Source organism: Micromonospora sp. NPDC001898, assembly GCF_042891255.1.
GTDB lineage: Bacteria > Actinomycetota > Actinomycetes > Mycobacteriales > Micromonosporaceae > Micromonospora.
Window position 1 is genome coordinate 352,826 of record NZ_JBIATC010000006.1, and the last position, 15,090, is coordinate 367,915.

The window sequence follows — 15,090 nt, forward strand, 5'->3', positions numbered from 1 at the left end:
GCGTCCGCCCGCGCCGTCGACCTCGGCTACCGGCGTCGCGCAGCTGCCGCATGATGTGGAAGACGCGGCACGCGCGTTGGTGACCGGCCGATCGCAGGTCATCGGCGTGGTAGCGCAGAACACGACCCTGTACGGTCCGGCGTCGTTGCTGGCCGCGTTGGAGCAGACCGCCGCAGCGGAGGGGCACCGCCCCGCTGATCGGGCCGGGCCCAACCGGCAGGCACCCCCACCGGACGTACGCCCGGTGCGACGTCGCCGCCGGCGGTGAGCTCCCGGTCGGGCGGGCGGCGCGTGCCCACCCGACCGGAGGGCTCAGAACTGTCGCCCGTTGGAGGGGCGGCCGGCCGCATCGCGCGGGGAGACCGTTCGCGGGTCGTCGGAGGTGCGGGCCTGCGCCGCCTCGTCCGCCCAGTCCCGGCCGCGTTCGGCGTCCCGTTCCCGTCGTTCGTCCCGCTCGGCGGTCTGCTGCCTGGACCTGTCCTGCTGTCGACCCATGACGATCCTCGCGATCCGTCGGGGCGCGGCTGCGCCGGTGCTGCGGTCGTCCCGGGCCTTCCCGGTCGGCCGAAGCGCAAACGGCGGCAGCGCGGCAGTCACTGCTCCAGGTGGCGGGCGAAGCTCAGCCGCAGGTGGTTCTTCGGCCGGGCCCCGACGATCGAGCCGACCACCTCGCCGCCCCGGAACACCAGCAGGGTCGGCATCGACATCACCCCGTACGCCCTGGTGGTCGCCGGGTTCTCATCCGTGTTGACGGTGACCACGCGCAGCCGGTCCCCGAACTCCCCGGCCAGCTCGGCGAGGCTCCGCGAGACCGCCAGGCAGGGCGGGCACCACTCGGCCCAGAAGTCGACGACCACGGGCCGGTCGGCGGCCAGCACCGTCTCGGCGAACGTGGCGTCGGTGACCGCGGTCAGCGGGGAAGTCCCCGTTTCCTGAAGCATGTTTCCTCCCGGTACGCGATGGCCTGGGTGAGCTGGTCGTGCAACTGCCGCCGTACCGTGCCCAGCCGGTCGAGGTAGGCATCCACCTCGGTGAGCTTGCGACGCAGCACGGCCACGGAGTCCGGGCAGACGTCGCCGGAGGAGTGGCCGGCCCGCAGGCAGGCCACGAACGGCCGGATGTCGTCCAGGCCGAACCCCACGGCCAGCAGGGCGCGGATCTCGTGCACCACCCGCAGCTCCGCCTCGTCGTAGACGCGGTAGCCGTTGGCCGAGCGTTCGGGCCGGACCAGCCCCTGCGTCTCGTAGTACCGCAGCGTCCGGGTGCTCGTACCGGCGCGTTCCGCCAGTTCGCCGATCCGCATCCGACCCTCCTTCGCCCGCCCCTGTCCGCCACGCTAGACCTTGTCGCCGGTGTCAAGGCAACGACGAATTCCGGCCGCCGGGGTGGGTAACCGGGCGGGACGAGAAACGGGAAGGGGTGGGCGGATGGCGACGCGAGGAAAGGCTGGAACGACGACCCGGGGCGGCGAGGTCACGATCCCGGTGGGGGACGCCGGGCTGCCGGCCGATGTGCTGGTTCCGGACGGGGCGGCCGGGGTGGTGCTCTTCGCGCACGGCAGCGGCAGCTCACGGCACAGCCCCCGGAACACGGCCGTCGCCGGGGTGCTGCGCGAGCAGACGCTCGGCACGGTGCTGGTCGACCTGCTCACCCCGGAGGAGGACCGGGTCGACGCCCGGACGGCCGAACTGCGCTTCGACATCGGGCTGCTCGCCGACCGCCTGGCCGCGATCGTGGACTGGATGGCCGGCGATCCGGCCCTGAGCCGACTGCCGGTGGGCCTGTTCGGGGCGAGCACCGGCGCCGCCGCCGCACTGGTGGCCGCGGCGGCCCGGCCCGAGCGGGTCCGGGCGGTGGTGTCCCGGGGCGGCCGGCCCGACCTGGCCGGTCCCGCCCTGTCCCGGGTGCACGCCCCGACGCTGCTGCTGGTCGGTGGCCTCGACGAGCAGGTGATCACGTTGAACGAGGAGGCGGCGGCCGACCTCGGCGAGGTGGCCGAGCTGCGGGTGGTGCCCGGCGCGACCCACCTGTTCGAGGAACCGGGAACGCTGGAACAGGTCGCCGACGCGGCGGCGGACTGGTTCGCCGCCCACCTGCGCGCCGGGGCCTGACTCAGGCGGTGGTCGGCGGTCGCCCGGCGGCGTCCTGCCGGTGCCGCTGCACGGTGTCGATCACCCGGTACGCGACCGCGGTGATCGGCACCGAGACGAACGCCCCGGCGATCCCGGCGATCAGCGTGCCGGCCGTCACCGCCACCAGGATCACCGCCGGGTGCAGTTGGACCTGGCGCTTCATCACCAGCGGCTCCAGCAGGTTCCCCTCGACCTGCTGGACGGTGATCACGGCGGCCAGGACGAGCAGGGCGACGGTGGGCCCCTTGGCGGCGAGCGCCACCAGCACCGCGACCGCCCCGGCCACGGTGGCCCCGATGATCGGCACGAACCCGCCGAGGAAGGTGATCAGGGCCAGCGGCAGGGCGAGCGGCACCCGAAGCAGCACCAGGGCCAGGCCGATCCCGATCGCGTCGATCGCCGCGATCAGCATCGTCCCCCGGCTGTACGCCCCGAGCGTCCGCCAGCCCACCCGGCCGGCCTCGGCGGTGACCTCCCGGTTCGGCCCGGTCATCCGGCGCAGCACCCAGTGCCACATCGACCGGCCGTCCTTGAGCAGGAAGAACAGCAGCACCAGGGAGAGCAGGGCCGAGCCGAGGAACTCGGTGGCCGTCCGGGCCCCGCCGACCGGGTCGGGGGCGCCGCCGCCCAGCCCGTCCCGGGCCTGCTGGATCAGCTTGTCGAGCTGGGAATCGGTGACGGGGAGCGTGGAGGTGACGAAGTCCCGGCTCCGCTGGAGGCCCTGGTCGAGTTCCTGGCTCAGCTCGCCGAACTGGCTCGCCGTCAGGTTCCACACCAGCACCCCGACGCCGACCAGGACGCCCAGCAGGAGCAGCACGGAGAGCAGGGCGGCCAGCGCCGCCGGCAGCCGGAGCCGGCGCAGCAGGAGCAGCACCGGATCGAGCAGCGCGGTCAGGAAGAAGGTCACGGCCAGCGCGATGGCCAGCGGCGCCAGCAGCACGGCGATCTTCCCGACCAGGTACAGCCCGGCGACGAACACCACCAGGCAGGCGCTCCAGAGCACCGCCGAGCGGACCAGCCAGGGCAGCCCGGCCCATGCCTGCCGCGGTCCCGTCCCGGCCCCCGCCGCGACCGTCCTGACCGTCCCGGCCATCGGCGCGACCGGCGCGGCCAACGCCGGCCCCGGACGCGCCGTGGGGTTCCCGTCGTCCGTCGTCCCCTCGGGCGTCCGCCCGGCACCGTCCTCGACCACGTCGGTCCTCCTCGGTCTCGGCGACGTCCCTACCCGTCCGGCGGCTCTCCGACACCCCACCGTCCGCGCTCGGATCCCTACGGCGCCGCCTCCGCCGAAGGCGGCCTCCGACCGGGTGTCCGCCGGGACGGTGCCGGTTTGCGACCGGTGGCCCAGGGAAGGCCCTGCATATGAGCGACTTCATGGACAAGGCCAAGGACTTCGCCGACAAGCACGACAAGCAGGTCGACCAGGGCCTCGAAAAGGCCGGCGACATGGGCGACAAGCGCACCGGGGGAAAGTACGACAAGCAGATCGACAAGGGCGTCGACATGGCCCAGCAGCGCACCGGCGAGGGCGACACCTCGCCACGCTGACCCACGCAGGCCGGGCCCGCGCCCGAGCGACGGGCCCGGCCTGCCGGGGGTACGAATCCACCCCGGCCACTGGCCGAGGATCGACCTCTCTCGCTACCATCCGCATTCGGGGCATGACTAGCCGTGGAGTCGCGCCCGGCGGGCGGACGGCCCGACGGCCGGGCCGTGGAGGAGAGGAAGTCATCCGGTGGCCGACACATCCGAGGCGGCGATCGAGCGCTACGCGTTCAGCGATCCCGACCGGCTCAATCTCGACCCGCGTTACGCGGGAGGTGAATCCGCACATCGGCTTCGGGCACGGGGTGCATCACTGCGTGGGCGCCCAGCTCGACCGGATGGAGCTACAGGTGGGGCTGGACACCCTGCTCGACCGCACCCCGGGGCTGCGGCTGGCGGTGCCCGAGTCGGAGCTGCCCTGGAAGAGCGGCCTGCTGGTGCGCGGCCGCACCGCGATGCCGGTGGCCTGGTGACGGGCAGGAGGACCAGGTGAACGAGGAGGAGACGACCAGCTCCGGGTGGCGGGTGCAGGTGGACCCGACCCGGTGCATCGGTTCGGGGATCTGCGTCGGGACGGCTCCCGGGCACTTCACGCTGGTCGAGAGCATGTCCCGTCCGTTGGCCGAGCATGTGACGCCCGCCCAGGAGGTGATCGACGCGGCCGACTCCTGCCCGATGGAGGCGATCGTGGTCTCCGACCTGGAGAGTCGCCGGCAGATCGCTCCCGGCCCCTGACCCGGCTGCGGGTGGTGGCGGATCGTCCACTCCAGTCGGCCGGATGGCTGGCGGCCCGGCGGCCGCGCGTACCCGGAAGGGCCGGCCCCCGGGTGGGGACCGGCCCTCGTGGGTCGTGCCGGATCAGGAGCTGTAGCCGCGGCCCGCGATCCAGTTGGCCAGCTCGGCGACGTCCATCCAGTACTCCTGGACGGCCGGGTCCGCCGGATCGGCGATTTTGATCGTGTTGCCGTCGTCCTTGTACTCCACCACGGTCAGGTAGTGGCCCGGGTAGCTGTGCTCCCGGCCCTCGGTGTCCACCGCGCCGCCGAGGATGTTGGCGACCACCGGCTCATCCGCGTCCACCGCGGCCTTCACGTCCACCCGCAGCCGCTCGATCTGCTCCTTGGACGCGACGTCGGAACTGATCTCGGTGGTCCGGTACCTGCCGTTGGTGTACTCGTTCAGCACCCGGGTGATGTCGATGGCCGAGTCGGTGCCGTTCTCGGTCGTGCCGAGCTTGGCGGCCAGCTCGTCCTGGCTGACGGTCCTGCCCTCGGCCGACAGGGCGATCCGGGCCGATGCCGGGCCGCAGTAGTAGAAGTTCGGCTGGGCCTGGTACTCGTAGCCGGCCCGGCGCTCGCTCTTGTCGCTCTTGTCGCTCTTGGTGGTCTTGGTGGTCTTGGCGACGCGGAGCGCGCCGGTGGGCCCGGTCTCGGCCGGGGCCGCGTGCGCCGCCAGCGCGGGGCCGGCGACGGCACCACCGCTCATCACCAGGCCGGCGACGGACAGCATGCTCTTGCGCAGAATCTTGTTCATGTCGAAGCTCCGTTCGGGGGTTGCCGCCTCCGGATTCCGGAGACGCAAGCACCGGGAAGGGCGCTGGGCTGACTCGACCTGTTCGTCGTACGAGGGGTTCAACGCGTTGCCGTTCGCTCCGATTCCGGCCCCGGGCGGGGCGGGCGAACCGGTCATCCGGTTACAGACTGCCCAGGATCCGGGTCACGGTGATCTCGATGACGACCCGGTGCGGATTGGGACGCGGGGTGCGGTAGCGCTCGGCGTACCGGCGTTCGGCCTCGATGACCGCCGCCGGGGCGGAGCGGACCACCGCCCGGCCCTCGACGGTCAGCCACCGTCGCCCGTCGACGTGACAGACCGCCACCGGAGTGCCGGCCGCACCGGCCGCCGCGACGTGCCGCGCCTTCGCGGACGTACCTGATGTGATCACCCGGGCCAGGCCGGCCTCCGGGTCGAGGGTCACCCCGACCGGTACGACGTGCGGCGTCCCGTCGGGCCGCAGGGTGGTCAGGGTGGCCAGGTGCCGTTCCCGGCAGAACGCCGCGACCCGCTCGTCACGGACGCCCAACCGATGCCCGCCCGGCATGACACCCCCTGTCCGAAGATCCGACCCCGATCATGGCACTCCCCGGATCACGGCACGCCCTGATGTGGGGCGGCGGCCGGGTCAGGGGACCGGGCGACGGGTCTCCTCGTCCCGGGGCTCCGGCTGGCCGGGCAGCTGCCGCTCGGCGGCGCGACGCTGCTGGACGAGCCGGCCCAGGTAGATCAGGGCACCGGCGAGCACCCCGATGTCGTCCAGGTAGATCGGGTCGGGCAGCACGTCGATCGGGAAGACCGTGTAGGCCAATGCGCCCCAGAAGGCGACCTTGCCTCCCACGCCCAGCGTGCCGAGCATCTTGCGGGTGCGTACCACCCGCACGGCGAGCAGGATGGCGCCGACCAGCGTCGCCGCGACGACCAGGGCGGCGAGCGCAAGCAGCCAGTAGTGCTCGTTCATGCCGCCACGCTAGCCGAGATCACCAAGATCACGCTCGATCGGGGAAACCGTGGCATCAGCGGTCGGGAGGCCACTGTTTCCCGGATGGAGCGTGATCTCGCGGCCTGGTACGTCAGGCGGGGACGGTGGCGCGGCCCCGGGCGGCGCGGCCCCGGGTCACGACCGCGCGTCCCCGTGCAACAGTCGGCAGGGTTCGGGTGACGGTCGGCGTCTCGCGGACGAGCACCGGCATCTCGCGGGTCTGCTCGGCAACCGGCGACCGCCCGTCGGTCACCCCGGGCAGCAGCGACTGCTCCTGCTCGGCGGGCCCGGTGGCGGCGAACGCCTCCTCCCGGAGGCTGCGCGCGGCGAGCACGGCCTGCTCGGCGGCCCGCCAGGCGGCCTGCTCCCGTTCCCGGGCCGCCTGCTGCCGGGTGCGCAGATGGTCCCGCACCGCGCGGCGCAGCACCAGTTCCTGCTCGACCGGGTGCAGCCGGGGATCCCAACCGCCGCGGTGCGCGAAGACGTCGCTGAGCTGCTCCTCCGACAGATCCCGACGCCAGTACGCGTCCAGCGCGGCCCGGTGCAGGTAGCGCTCGCGGTCGGCGTACTCGGCGGGGGTGCGCTCGGTGTGCGGCTGGGGGAGGCCGGCGGCGGCGGCGAGCCGGCGGACGTCGGCCTCCGCGACCTCGCCCGCCTGCCAGATGGTCTCCACCTCTTCCTGGGCGGACAACCATTCGGCCCGCAGCCGTTGGGCGGTGGCCGCCGCCCGCTCCGCTGCGGTCGCCATCTCCCCGGCGTAGCGGCGCCGTTCCCGGTCCTCCTCCGCCTGTTCCAGCAGGCTCGGCATGGCGGCCTCGCGGAAGCGCCCGCCGATCACGGAGCGGAACAGGCCCGGCCGGGCGACCAGGGTGGTCACTGCGACGGCGACGACGCCGAGGAGGGCCAGCCAGATCGCGGCGGCCCGGGGCACGTCGAGTAGGACGGAGGAGAGTGCGATCTGCATGGGGAGCACCTCGGGTGGGACGACGTGGACTGACGGTCGGGCCCGCTGTGCGGGCGGTGGGCCGCGTGAACCGGTGCCGGACGGGACCTCGCCGGGGTCGTCAGCGCTGCGGGTGACGGGGGGCGTGGTCGTCAGCGGCGCGGGAGGGCGCGGCCGTCGGCGGGCTCGCGGAGAGCGATGCGGTGCCGGGGCAGTGCCGGTGCGGCGCGGTGCAGCGCCGGGACGGCCCGGATCGGCGCCTGATCGGCCCGGGTCAGCGGCGGGGCGGGCCGCGCCGGACGACGGTGCCGCCGGTCGGGTCCACGGCCGGACGGTCGACCGGGACGACCCGCGTCGCGGTCGCCGCCGGGGCGGTCGCCGGTCGCCGGGTGCTGTCGGGGGCCGGCCGGGCATGCGGGGCGGCCGGCTCGGTGCGCAGCTCTGCGGCCGGGCCGGACCCGGGGCGCAGCTCGGCCACCCGGCTGGTCACCACGGCGGGGCGGGCCAGCTCGGCGGCGGAGGCGGGGGCGGCGGCAGTCAGGGCGGACACCCCGCCGAGGCCGAACGCGAGGACCAGGGCGGTCAGCGCGAGGCGACCCAGTTCCCGGACGCGGCGCAGCGTCGCCCGCCACGACGGGTGTGCCCCGCGCAGCGTCACCGGCCGAGGGGGGCGGGCGAACGCTAGGGACTGCACCGCACCAACCTATCCCCGTTCCGGTCCATCCGCAGCCTCGGCGGAACGCCGTAGGGGTGAGCCGGGCCACGAATCGGCGCTGTGGACAGACGGGTACCGCTGGAATCCGACGACACGAGCGGCCGGCGGGCCCATCGACGGAGACGGCTGAGCGGCCGGCGGACCCATCGACAGAGACGGTCCTGTCGACAGTGGCCCGCCGGCCCCTCGTGTCGTCGGCCCAGCTCACTCGGCCCGCAGGCCGTCGGGGCGGGTCAGCCGCCAGAGCACCGGCAGGCTCGCTCCGGTGACCAGCAGCACCACCCCACCGCCGAGGCCGGCCCCCAGCGCGACCACCGGCCAGCTCACCGTGACCGGCGCGCCGACCATGTGCAGCAGGACCGCCCCGAGACCCAGCCCGAACCCGACCGCGAGGACGAGACCGACCAGCACCGGCACAGCCGCCTGCCAGAGCACCGACCAGCTCAGCGTGCGGCGCGGGGTGCCGACGGCGACCAGCATGGCCAGCAGGCGGCGGCGCTCCCGCAGTTGCTCCAGCACGCCGACCAGCATGCTCGTCCCGAGCAGCAGCAGGGTCACCACGAGGCCGGCGGCCAGGCCGCGCTTGACGTTGACGTACTGCGTCGACCGGGTGACGTCGGCCAGCGCGCTGACCGGGGCGCTCAGGTCCACCTCGGCGGCGGCGTTGCGTACCCGCTCCAGCGCGTCCGGGTCGCCCGGATCGATGCTGATCATCACCTCCGCGCGCAGCCCTGCCCACCGGGAGACGTCGGCCGCGCCGGGGGTGACCAGCAGGCCGCCCCGTTCCCGGCCGATCGGGTCCGGCATCGTGGGAACCGTGCGGGTCCGGGCCGGTACCGTCCAGGGGACCTCGTTCCGGCCCACGGCCATCCGGGTTCCGGGGACGGGCATGGGGCCGGACTGCTCGCCGGCCGGTCCCTCGGCGAGGAAGACGTCCCCGTCCGCGCAGGAGCCGAGCCGGGCGAACTCGGCCAGCGCGGCGCAGTCGCCGATCCACACCTCGGTGAACGTGGGTGCGTCCGTGCCGGGCTGTTGCTTCCCGATCGTCGCCGTGGCCAGCGTTCCCACGCTGCGGGTGACGCCGGGGGCGGCGGCCAGCCGGGTCAGCGCGGCCCCGGGGTCGGGCAGGTCGGCGAACCAGACGTACGCCTGGGCCCGCGAGGTGTCCTGGCCGGTACGCGTCGTGAACCGGTCCTCCACGCCGGCGACCAGCATCTGTAGGCCGATGCTGCCGGCCACCGCCACGGCGACGCCGTTGACCAGGCGGGCGGAGGTGGCGCTGTCCAGTTGCAACCGGCGCACCGCGAGCTGCCACGGGACCGGGCCGCCGCGCAGCCGTCCCACCACCAGGTCGATCAGCCAGGGCAGCAGGGTGACCGTGCCGATCAGCATCAGCACCGCGCCGGCCGCCACCTGGTAGTCGTCGCTGCCGGCGGTGCGTTCGCCGACCCCGGTCAGCGGGTACAGCAGCGCCAGGCCGGCGGCCGGCAAGAGCAGTCGCCACCACAGGCGGCGGCGGGCGGTCGTCCCCTGGCGGCTCACCCCGAGGGGTTCGACCACCACCCGGCGCTGGGCGATGAGTGCCACCAGCACTGCGAGCGCCGGGATCAGGACCGTCACCGCCGCCACCGGCGGCAGGGACGGGCGCAGGTCCGACGCGTACACGCTGATGTTCTGGAGGGTGAGCAGCGGGGCGAGCTGGCGGCCGGCGGCGAAGAGCGCGCCGCCGACGGCGAGGCCGAGCACCGCGCCGGCCGCCGCCTCCCCGGCGGCGATCCGCCGGATCATCCCGGCGTCTGCGCCGAGCAGGCGCAGGGCGGCCAGCCGGCGGTCCCGGCGGTCGCCGCCGAAGCGGACCGCCGCGCCGACGAAGACCACGACCGGCAGCAGCAGCACCACGAAGACGACCACGACGAGGACCATCAGGACGGGCGAGAACTCCTCGCTGGGCGGCCCGCCGCCGAAGTGGTCGATCCGCTGCGCCCGGTCCCCGGTCAGGGTGCCGCTGCCGAGGTAGAAGGCCAGCTCGTGCGGGCCGGTGAGGCCCTGCGCCGCGATGGTGCCGGTGACCCGGGCGCCGCCGAGCCGGGGCGCGAACAACGGGCCGTCGGGCGAGTCGAGCAGCTCCCGCAGGGCCGGGGAGACGACCACCTCGCCGGCAGCCGGCAGTCGGGGCACCCCCGGCGGCAGCGGTGCGGCAGGCCCCTCGGGTCGGAGGATCCGGCCGCGCACCGGCCGCTCCCGGAACTCGGTGTAGACGGGTACCACCAGCAGTGTGTTCGTCGCTGCGGCCAACTCCGGGCGGCCTCCCCCGTCCTCCCGGGCGTCGCCGCGCGCCGCCCGTGCGTCGAGGGTGCCCGGCACCGCTGCGGCGAGCAGCAGCATGGCCACCCCGATGCCGACCCCGAGCGCGGTCAGCGCGGCCCGGGTCCACCCGTCCCGGCCGCCCGTGACGGCCATCCGAGCACCCATCAACAGGTCAGCCAGCGCCCCGCGCAACCGGCCGACCGCACGTCCCGGCGTCTCCGCGCCGGTCACGTCGTCCGGCGTCCGTGGCCCGGTCATGCCGCCCGCTCCAGGTTCCGGGTCCGGCCGTCCCGGACCACCACCTCCCGATCCGAGTACGCGGCCACCCGCGCCTCGTGGGTCACCAGCACCACGGCCGCGCCGGTCTCCCGGGCCGCCCCGGTGAGCAGGCGCATCACCCGCTCCCCGTTGAGCGAGTCGAGCGCGCCGGTCGGCTCGTCGGCGAAGACCACCCGGGGGACGGTCACCAGCGCCCGGGCCACCGCGACCCGCTGGCCCTGCCCGCCCGAGACCTCGCCGGGCCGCTTGCCGGCCACTTCGGCGACCTCCAGCCGACCGAGCCAGTCGGTGGCCCGCCGCTCGGCCTCACGCCGGGCGACCCGTGCCAGCCGCAGCGGCAGGGCAACGTTCTCCAGGCAGGTCAGCTCGGGCACGAGCTGGCCGAACTGGAACACGAAGCCGAACTGCCCCCGGCGCAGGGCGCTGCGCTCCCGGTCGGACATGGCGGTCAGGTCCGCGCCCTGGAAGGCCACCCGGCCGGAGTCGGGCCGGACGATGCCGGCGAGGCAGTGCAGCAGGGTCGACTTGCCGGAGCCGGACGGGCCCATCACCGCCACCACCTCACCGGCCCGTACGACCAGCGACGCCCCGACCAGCGCCGGCGTCTGGCCGAAGGCGTGGTGCAGGTCCTCGGCGGCCAGTAGCTCCGCTCCGGTCGAGCCCTGCCCGGTCACCGCCCCGCCGGGGGCGCTCACCGCGCTCACCGCCGCACCGTCGCGGTCAGCTCGTCCAACCGGGCGGCGGTCAGCTCCAGCCAGCGTAGGTCGGCTTCCAGGTGGAACAGGGCGTGGTCGCAGATGAGCTGGTCGGTGAGGTCCCCGTCGGTCTTGCGTCGGGTCAGCTCGCGCATCAGCCGCAGGTGCTCGGTGCGCTGGGTGTCCAGCAGATCGGCGGCGGAACGGCCGGTCAGCAGCGCCAGCACCACCTTGGCGTAGAGGGTGCTGTGCAGGTACGGCTCCGGCTTCTCCGGCTGGGACAGCCAGCGCCGCACATCGGTCACCCCGGCCTCGGTGATCGCGTACCGCTTGCGTTCCGGGCCCTCGCCGGCCTCGACCGAGTCGACCTCGACGAGGCCGTTGCGCAGCAGCCGGGACAGGGTGGCGTAGACCTGGCCGAAGTGCAGCGGCCGGGCGTGGCCGAACCGTTCGTCGTAGGCGCGTTTCAGGTCGTAGCCGTGGCGGGGGCTGGCTTCGAGGAGCCCGAGGATGGTCTGACCGATCGACATGGCGTGACTATACACATCAGGTATACGCATGATGTATAGCCAGGTCGCAAAAGGCGCGGGGCCCTCCAGATGGAGAGCCCCGCGCCGTACGGTGAAGAGGACGGGTCAGCTCGCCCCGAGCACCGGCGGGGCACCGGTGTCGCCGTTCCCCCAGACCATCTCGTCCTCGGTCAGCCAGGTCAGCCGCTCGTCGGACTCGTCCTCGCCGGACCGTCCGTGCCCGCCGAGCACGCCCGCCCGGCCGCCGGAACTCCCGTTCGCGCCGACCCGGCCCACGCCCGTGGCGGCGCGGTGCTCGACCGCGCCCAGGCCACCGGCCGGCCGCGCCGTCACCGCCGCCCCGCCGCGAGCCGACCCGGCCAGCGAACCGGTGCCGCCGCCGAGCACGCCGCCGGCCGGTGCGCCGGTGGATGCCCCGAAGAGCAGCCCCGCCCCGGCGCCGGCCGACGCAACCGCAGTCCCGCCGCCGACCGTGCCCACCGTGCCCACCGTGCCGCCGGCCAACTGCACCCCGCCGAGCGACGGATCGGCACCCGCGAGCGACGTCCCGCTGCCCGGACCGCCGACGACCGTGCCGATGCCGCCGGGCGTCAATCCGCCCTGGTCCACGCCCGACGGCGTCGACCCGATGGCCGACACGTGCCCCGGGCTGCCCGGGGCGGACACCGTCTTGTGGCCGGTGGTCGGTGCGCCGCTGCCGGAGCCCGGTGCGGCCCCCGGGGTGCTGGCCCCGGGGCCGGCGGACGGCGTCGTCGTGGAGGTGGTCGGGTCGAACGGCAGGTCCCGGTCCGGCTCCGGCGGGGTGACCAGCCGGCCGTACGCGGACAGGTCGTAACCGGCGGCCAGCTCGGCCACCACCTGCACCATCCGCCGGTGGGCCTTCTCCTTCTCGGCCTTGTCCTGATTGTGGCCCATGATGCCGCCGACGATCGCGCCGGCCGGGCCGAGGACCGCGCCGCCCTTGATCGCCCCGGAGACAGCCTTGTCGTGGTCGTCGGTCTCGTCCGGGCTCTCCGCGTCCTTCTTGGCGGTGCGCAGGTGGGTGGCCATCAACGTGAGGCCCTGGCGGACGTCGGTCATCCCCTCGGAGAGGGTGGTCGAGTGGTCGACGACCAGCGACAGCCGGCGCTGGAACTCCCGCCCGGCGTCCCCCGTCCAGCCGTTGGCGAGCTTGTCGAGGTCGCCCTTCAGGTCGCGGGCGAGGTCGTCGAGGGTGCCCTTCATCGAGTCCCACTTGGCGGCCAACCCATCGATCTGGGCGGGGTCGCCGGCCTTCACGGCCTCGTACAGCTTCTCGTGGCTGACGTGCTCGTAGCGCGCGGTGTACTCAGACACGACGGTCCCCCTGCCTGTCCAGCGCGTCGTCGACCCCGCTGAGGGCGGCGGCGATGTCAGCGGAGTTGGCCGCGTTGCGATCCTCGGTGGTCTTGTAGTTGGTCAGGATCGTGCCGGTCGCGCTCCGCGCGGCCCGCACCGCGTCGCGGAGCCGCTCGACCTGCTGAACGTAGCTCGTGTGCAGGTCGGAGTAGCGTCGGGCGTTGCTGGTCGCGTCCGTGAAGGTGCCCAGCTCCGGAGGCCGGCACTGCATCTCCGTCTTGAGCTTCCTGAGCACGGCCTCGGCCTCGGTGAGCCGGCCGGCCAACCGCAGATGGAAGTCCTCTAGGGACAGTACGTCGACTGTAGTGCGCCCGGTCATGGCAGCATCCCCGTAGTCCTCGTCGATAACCGTTAGCGAGAACCAGGTTAGTGGACGAGGGCCGACCTGGGCGACCCGCGGAAGTGCGGTCGACCTGTTTTCGACCCGACCAACCTGGTCACCCGCCGGTGGCCGGCGCCCCGGCAGACCTGTCCTGCGCGGGCCGGCTCGGCTCGCCGCTCGCCTCCCGGTCCGGCGTGCGGCTCGCACCCCCGGCGGGCGGGCGACGTGTTGGCTCGGTCGGCGCGCTGCGGCTCGCGGTACCCGGCGCGCTGCCGCTCGCGGGGCTTGGGGCGAAGTACGCGAGCGCGTCCTCCCGCTCGAGGGCGGGACCCGTCGGCACCAGTGACAGCAGCGACGCTGGCACCGCCAGCGGGGTCACGCCGCCGTACCCGAGGGCGGTCAGCGCATCGCCCGACCGGGTGCCCAGCGGGTAGCGCACCCCCTGGGCGCCGATCAGGTAGACCGTCGAGCCCGGCGTGCCCGCGCCGCCCTCCCCGGCACCAGGGGCGGCCTGGACCAGCACGCCCTTCCCGCCCGGCAGCAGGACCTGCTCGGCGGTGCGGACCGCGTCCCGGGCGCCCTGCCGGACCGGCGTGGCCGGGCTGCTCAGCTCGGCCGGCACCCGGTCGAAGACCTCCAGCGTGGTGGTGGGCGGCGTGTCCACGGCCCCCTTCCGGTAGGTGGCGCAGAGCACCGTCCGGCCCACCTGGACCGGGTGCAGCACCGGCAGCGCCCGTGGCGTCCCCTCCTGCTCCACTCGCTCCCGGGTCAGCCGCCGGCCGGCCTGGTCCGGCGTGATGTCGGTGACCCGCCCGCCGTCGCGCAGCAGCAGCAGGGCGGTGACCTCGCCGATCGCGGCCAGCCCCTCCCGGGTCAGCACGTAGTGCTGCTCGGCCGCCCGGAAGACGTCGCCGACCCGGGCCGGACCGTCGCCCACGGTCAGCCGGCTGGCCTCCCCCTCGCCCTCGATGTCGGGCTCACGGAGCACCGGACCCGCCGGCACGGCGTTGAGCAACTGTGCGCCGACGGTGACCGTGGGTGCGCCGGCCATCCGCAGCGCCGCCGTCGCCTGGTCCCCGCCCGCGATCTGCATCCGGGCGTCGCCGGTGAGCAGGTACCGCCCGCCGTCGACGGTGACCAGCACCGCCCGGTCGCCGAGCGGCACACCGCCGGAGAGTGGCCGGTCGATCACCACGTGGGTGGTGGAGCGACGCGGGTCGGCCGGGTCGGGCACGTCGCAGACCGACCAGGGCAGCCCGATCAGCGACTTGCGGTCGGGCAGCGCGTCGGGGGCGCCGACGATCCCGACGGTACGCCCGCGCGGCCGGTCGGCGATCGACGCCTGCGACATGGTCCGCACCGCCGGGTCCGCCTCGTTGAGGATCAGCCGGGCCGAGGCGTAGTTCAGGGTCGGATGCAGCAGGTTGTCCACGTAGACGTACGTCGCCCCGGTCTCCCGCTCGATCACCAGCGTGTTCGCCTCCAGCGGCGCGGTGTTGCCGGTGAGCTGGCCGTACGCGCCGATGCCGCCGAGCAACACCGCTGCGGCCACCACGCTGCCGATCACCGCGAGGCCGAGCCGCCGCATCGGCAGGTTCGTGGTCTCCGGATCGCCGGACAGCAGCGCGGAGACGATCCGGCGGGTGACGAAGCGGTACGCCTGCACCTGGTCGCGGCGGGTCCGCATGATCTACCTCCGGCGGGATGGG

At 74.5% G+C, this 15,090-nt stretch carries 19 protein-coding genes and 1 pseudogene; 5 read left to right on the forward strand and 15 right to left on the reverse strand.

Features of this window, described 5'->3' with window-relative positions:
• Window positions 1–61 precede the first annotated feature (61 nt).
• Window positions 62–184, forward strand: a pseudogene (locus ACFYZF_RS17115) (LacI family transcriptional regulator); the annotation flags it as partial.
• Between the two features lie 128 nt (window positions 185–312).
• On the opposite strand, the gene ACFYZF_RS17120 reads toward ACFYZF_RS17115, so the two are convergent.
• The 3 genes from ACFYZF_RS17120 to ACFYZF_RS17130 form a co-directional block, all read right to left on the reverse strand.
• Entirely contained in the window at window positions 313–495 is a 183-nt protein-coding gene (locus ACFYZF_RS17120) for a hypothetical protein (RefSeq protein WP_387021283.1), read from the reverse strand.
• A 98-nt stretch (window positions 496–593) separates the two neighbouring features.
• On the reverse strand, window positions 594–941 hold the full coding sequence (gene trxA / locus ACFYZF_RS17125) for a thioredoxin (protein ID WP_387021286.1): 348 nt from the start codon (window positions 939–941) through the stop codon (window positions 594–596).
• Window positions 911–1,303 (reverse strand): MerR family transcriptional regulator, encoded by a 393-nt coding sequence (locus ACFYZF_RS17130; RefSeq protein ID WP_387021288.1) that lies wholly within the window; start codon window positions 1,301–1,303, stop codon window positions 911–913. The genes trxA and ACFYZF_RS17130 overlap by 31 nt, the downstream gene beginning before the upstream one ends.
• Before the next feature lie 124 nt (window positions 1,304–1,427).
• Between ACFYZF_RS17130 and ACFYZF_RS17135 the strand changes: the two genes are divergently transcribed.
• Complete coding sequence (locus tag ACFYZF_RS17135; protein ID WP_387021291.1) at window positions 1,428–2,111, forward strand: dienelactone hydrolase family protein; 684 nt, start codon at window positions 1,428–1,430, stop codon at window positions 2,109–2,111.
• A 1-nt stretch (window position 2,112) separates the two neighbouring features.
• Here ACFYZF_RS17135 and ACFYZF_RS17140 read toward each other — a convergent pair whose 3' ends face one another.
• Window positions 2,113–3,324, reverse strand: coding sequence for an AI-2E family transporter (locus ACFYZF_RS17140; RefSeq protein ID WP_387021293.1), 1,212 nt, complete (start codon window positions 3,322–3,324; stop codon window positions 2,113–2,115).
• A 170-nt stretch (window positions 3,325–3,494) separates the two neighbouring features.
• Between ACFYZF_RS17140 and ACFYZF_RS17145 the strand changes: the two genes are divergently transcribed.
• From ACFYZF_RS17145 to ACFYZF_RS17155, 3 genes are all read left to right on the forward strand, one after another.
• Window positions 3,495–3,680, forward strand: coding sequence for an antitoxin (locus tag ACFYZF_RS17145; RefSeq protein WP_387021296.1), 186 nt, complete (start codon window positions 3,495–3,497; stop codon window positions 3,678–3,680).
• A gap of 314 nt (window positions 3,681–3,994) precedes the next feature.
• Entirely contained in the window at window positions 3,995–4,150 is a 156-nt protein-coding gene (locus ACFYZF_RS17150; RefSeq protein ID WP_387021299.1) for a hypothetical protein, read from the forward strand.
• 16 nt (window positions 4,151–4,166) lie between these two features.
• Window positions 4,167–4,412, forward strand: a complete 246-nt coding sequence (locus ACFYZF_RS17155) for a ferredoxin (protein WP_387021302.1) — start codon at window positions 4,167–4,169, stop codon at window positions 4,410–4,412.
• A gap of 123 nt (window positions 4,413–4,535) precedes the next feature.
• On the opposite strand, the gene ACFYZF_RS17160 is transcribed toward ACFYZF_RS17155, so the two are convergent.
• The 11 genes from ACFYZF_RS17160 to eccB all read right to left on the reverse strand — a co-directional run bounded on the left by ACFYZF_RS17160 (window position 4,536) and on the right by eccB (window position 15,068).
• Window positions 4,536–5,210: a C39 family peptidase gene (locus tag ACFYZF_RS17160; RefSeq protein WP_387021305.1), complete on the reverse strand. Its 675-nt coding sequence runs from the start codon at window positions 5,208–5,210 to the stop codon at window positions 4,536–4,538.
• 160 nt (window positions 5,211–5,370) lie between these two features.
• Complete coding sequence (locus tag ACFYZF_RS17165) at window positions 5,371–5,778, reverse strand: pyridoxamine 5'-phosphate oxidase family protein (protein ID WP_387021306.1); 408 nt, start codon at window positions 5,776–5,778, stop codon at window positions 5,371–5,373.
• Between the two features lie 81 nt (window positions 5,779–5,859).
• Window positions 5,860–6,192, reverse strand: coding sequence for a YkvA family protein (locus tag ACFYZF_RS17170; protein WP_387021309.1), 333 nt, complete (start codon window positions 6,190–6,192; stop codon window positions 5,860–5,862).
• A gap of 112 nt (window positions 6,193–6,304) precedes the next feature.
• Window positions 6,305–7,177 carry a hypothetical protein gene (locus ACFYZF_RS17175; RefSeq protein ID WP_387021312.1) on the reverse strand — a complete coding sequence of 291 codons (873 nt, stop codon included), beginning with the start codon at window positions 7,175–7,177 and terminating at the stop codon, window positions 6,305–6,307.
• A gap of 253 nt (window positions 7,178–7,430) precedes the next feature.
• Window positions 7,431–7,850: a hypothetical protein gene (locus ACFYZF_RS17180; protein WP_387021314.1), complete on the reverse strand. Its 420-nt coding sequence runs from the start codon at window positions 7,848–7,850 to the stop codon at window positions 7,431–7,433.
• A gap of 225 nt (window positions 7,851–8,075) precedes the next feature.
• Window positions 8,076–10,436: an FtsX-like permease family protein gene (locus ACFYZF_RS17185; RefSeq protein ID WP_387021317.1), complete on the reverse strand. Its 2,361-nt coding sequence runs from the start codon at window positions 10,434–10,436 to the stop codon at window positions 8,076–8,078.
• Complete coding sequence (locus tag ACFYZF_RS17190) at window positions 10,433–11,161, reverse strand: ABC transporter ATP-binding protein (protein ID WP_387021319.1); 729 nt, start codon at window positions 11,159–11,161, stop codon at window positions 10,433–10,435. The genes ACFYZF_RS17185 and ACFYZF_RS17190 overlap by 4 nt, the downstream gene beginning before the upstream one ends.
• Entirely contained in the window at window positions 11,158–11,682 is a 525-nt protein-coding gene (locus ACFYZF_RS17195) for a PadR family transcriptional regulator (protein WP_387021322.1), read from the reverse strand. The genes ACFYZF_RS17190 and ACFYZF_RS17195 overlap by 4 nt, the downstream gene beginning before the upstream one ends.
• A 105-nt stretch (window positions 11,683–11,787) precedes the next feature.
• On the reverse strand, window positions 11,788–13,017 hold the full coding sequence (locus ACFYZF_RS17200) for a WXG100 family type VII secretion target (protein WP_387021325.1): 1,230 nt from the start codon (window positions 13,015–13,017) through the stop codon (window positions 11,788–11,790).
• Window positions 13,010–13,378 carry a hypothetical protein gene (locus tag ACFYZF_RS17205; RefSeq protein WP_387021328.1) on the reverse strand — a complete coding sequence of 123 codons (369 nt, stop codon included), beginning with the start codon at window positions 13,376–13,378 and terminating at the stop codon, window positions 13,010–13,012. Before ACFYZF_RS17205 ends, ACFYZF_RS17200 begins: the two co-directional genes overlap by 8 nt.
• A 118-nt stretch (window positions 13,379–13,496) precedes the next feature.
• Window positions 13,497–15,068, reverse strand: coding sequence for a type VII secretion protein EccB (eccB, locus tag ACFYZF_RS17210; protein WP_387021331.1), 1,572 nt, complete (start codon window positions 15,066–15,068; stop codon window positions 13,497–13,499).
• Window positions 15,069–15,090: the final 22 nt, after the last annotated feature.

Coding starts and splice junctions, on each gene's coding strand:
- ACFYZF_RS17120 (WP_387021283.1), bottom strand. CDS start 495: ATGGGTCGACAGCAGGACAGGTCCAGGCAGCAGACCGCCGAGCGGGAC.
- trxA (WP_387021286.1), bottom strand. CDS start 941: ATGCTTCAGGAAACGGGGACTTCCCCGCTGACCGCGGTCACCGACGCC.
- ACFYZF_RS17130 (WP_387021288.1), bottom strand. CDS start 1,303: ATGCGGATCGGCGAACTGGCGGAACGCGCCGGTACGAGCACCCGGACG.
- ACFYZF_RS17135 (WP_387021291.1), top strand. CDS start 1,428: ATGGCGACGCGAGGAAAGGCTGGAACGACGACCCGGGGCGGCGAGGTC.
- ACFYZF_RS17145 (WP_387021296.1), top strand. CDS start 3,495: ATGAGCGACTTCATGGACAAGGCCAAGGACTTCGCCGACAAGCACGAC.
- ACFYZF_RS17160 (WP_387021305.1), bottom strand. CDS start 5,210: ATGAACAAGATTCTGCGCAAGAGCATGCTGTCCGTCGCCGGCCTGGTG.
- ACFYZF_RS17165 (WP_387021306.1), bottom strand. CDS start 5,778: ATGCCGGGCGGGCATCGGTTGGGCGTCCGTGACGAGCGGGTCGCGGCG.
- ACFYZF_RS17170 (WP_387021309.1), bottom strand. CDS start 6,192: ATGAACGAGCACTACTGGCTGCTTGCGCTCGCCGCCCTGGTCGTCGCG.
- ACFYZF_RS17175 (WP_387021312.1), bottom strand. CDS start 7,177: ATGCAGATCGCACTCTCCTCCGTCCTACTCGACGTGCCCCGGGCCGCC.
- ACFYZF_RS17185 (WP_387021317.1), bottom strand. CDS start 10,436: ATGACCGGGCCACGGACGCCGGACGACGTGACCGGCGCGGAGACGCCG.
- ACFYZF_RS17195 (WP_387021322.1), bottom strand. CDS start 11,682: ATGTCGATCGGTCAGACCATCCTCGGGCTCCTCGAAGCCAGCCCCCGC.
- ACFYZF_RS17205 (WP_387021328.1), bottom strand. CDS start 13,378: ATGACCGGGCGCACTACAGTCGACGTACTGTCCCTAGAGGACTTCCAT.
- eccB (WP_387021331.1), bottom strand. CDS start 15,068: ATGCGGACCCGCCGCGACCAGGTGCAGGCGTACCGCTTCGTCACCCGC.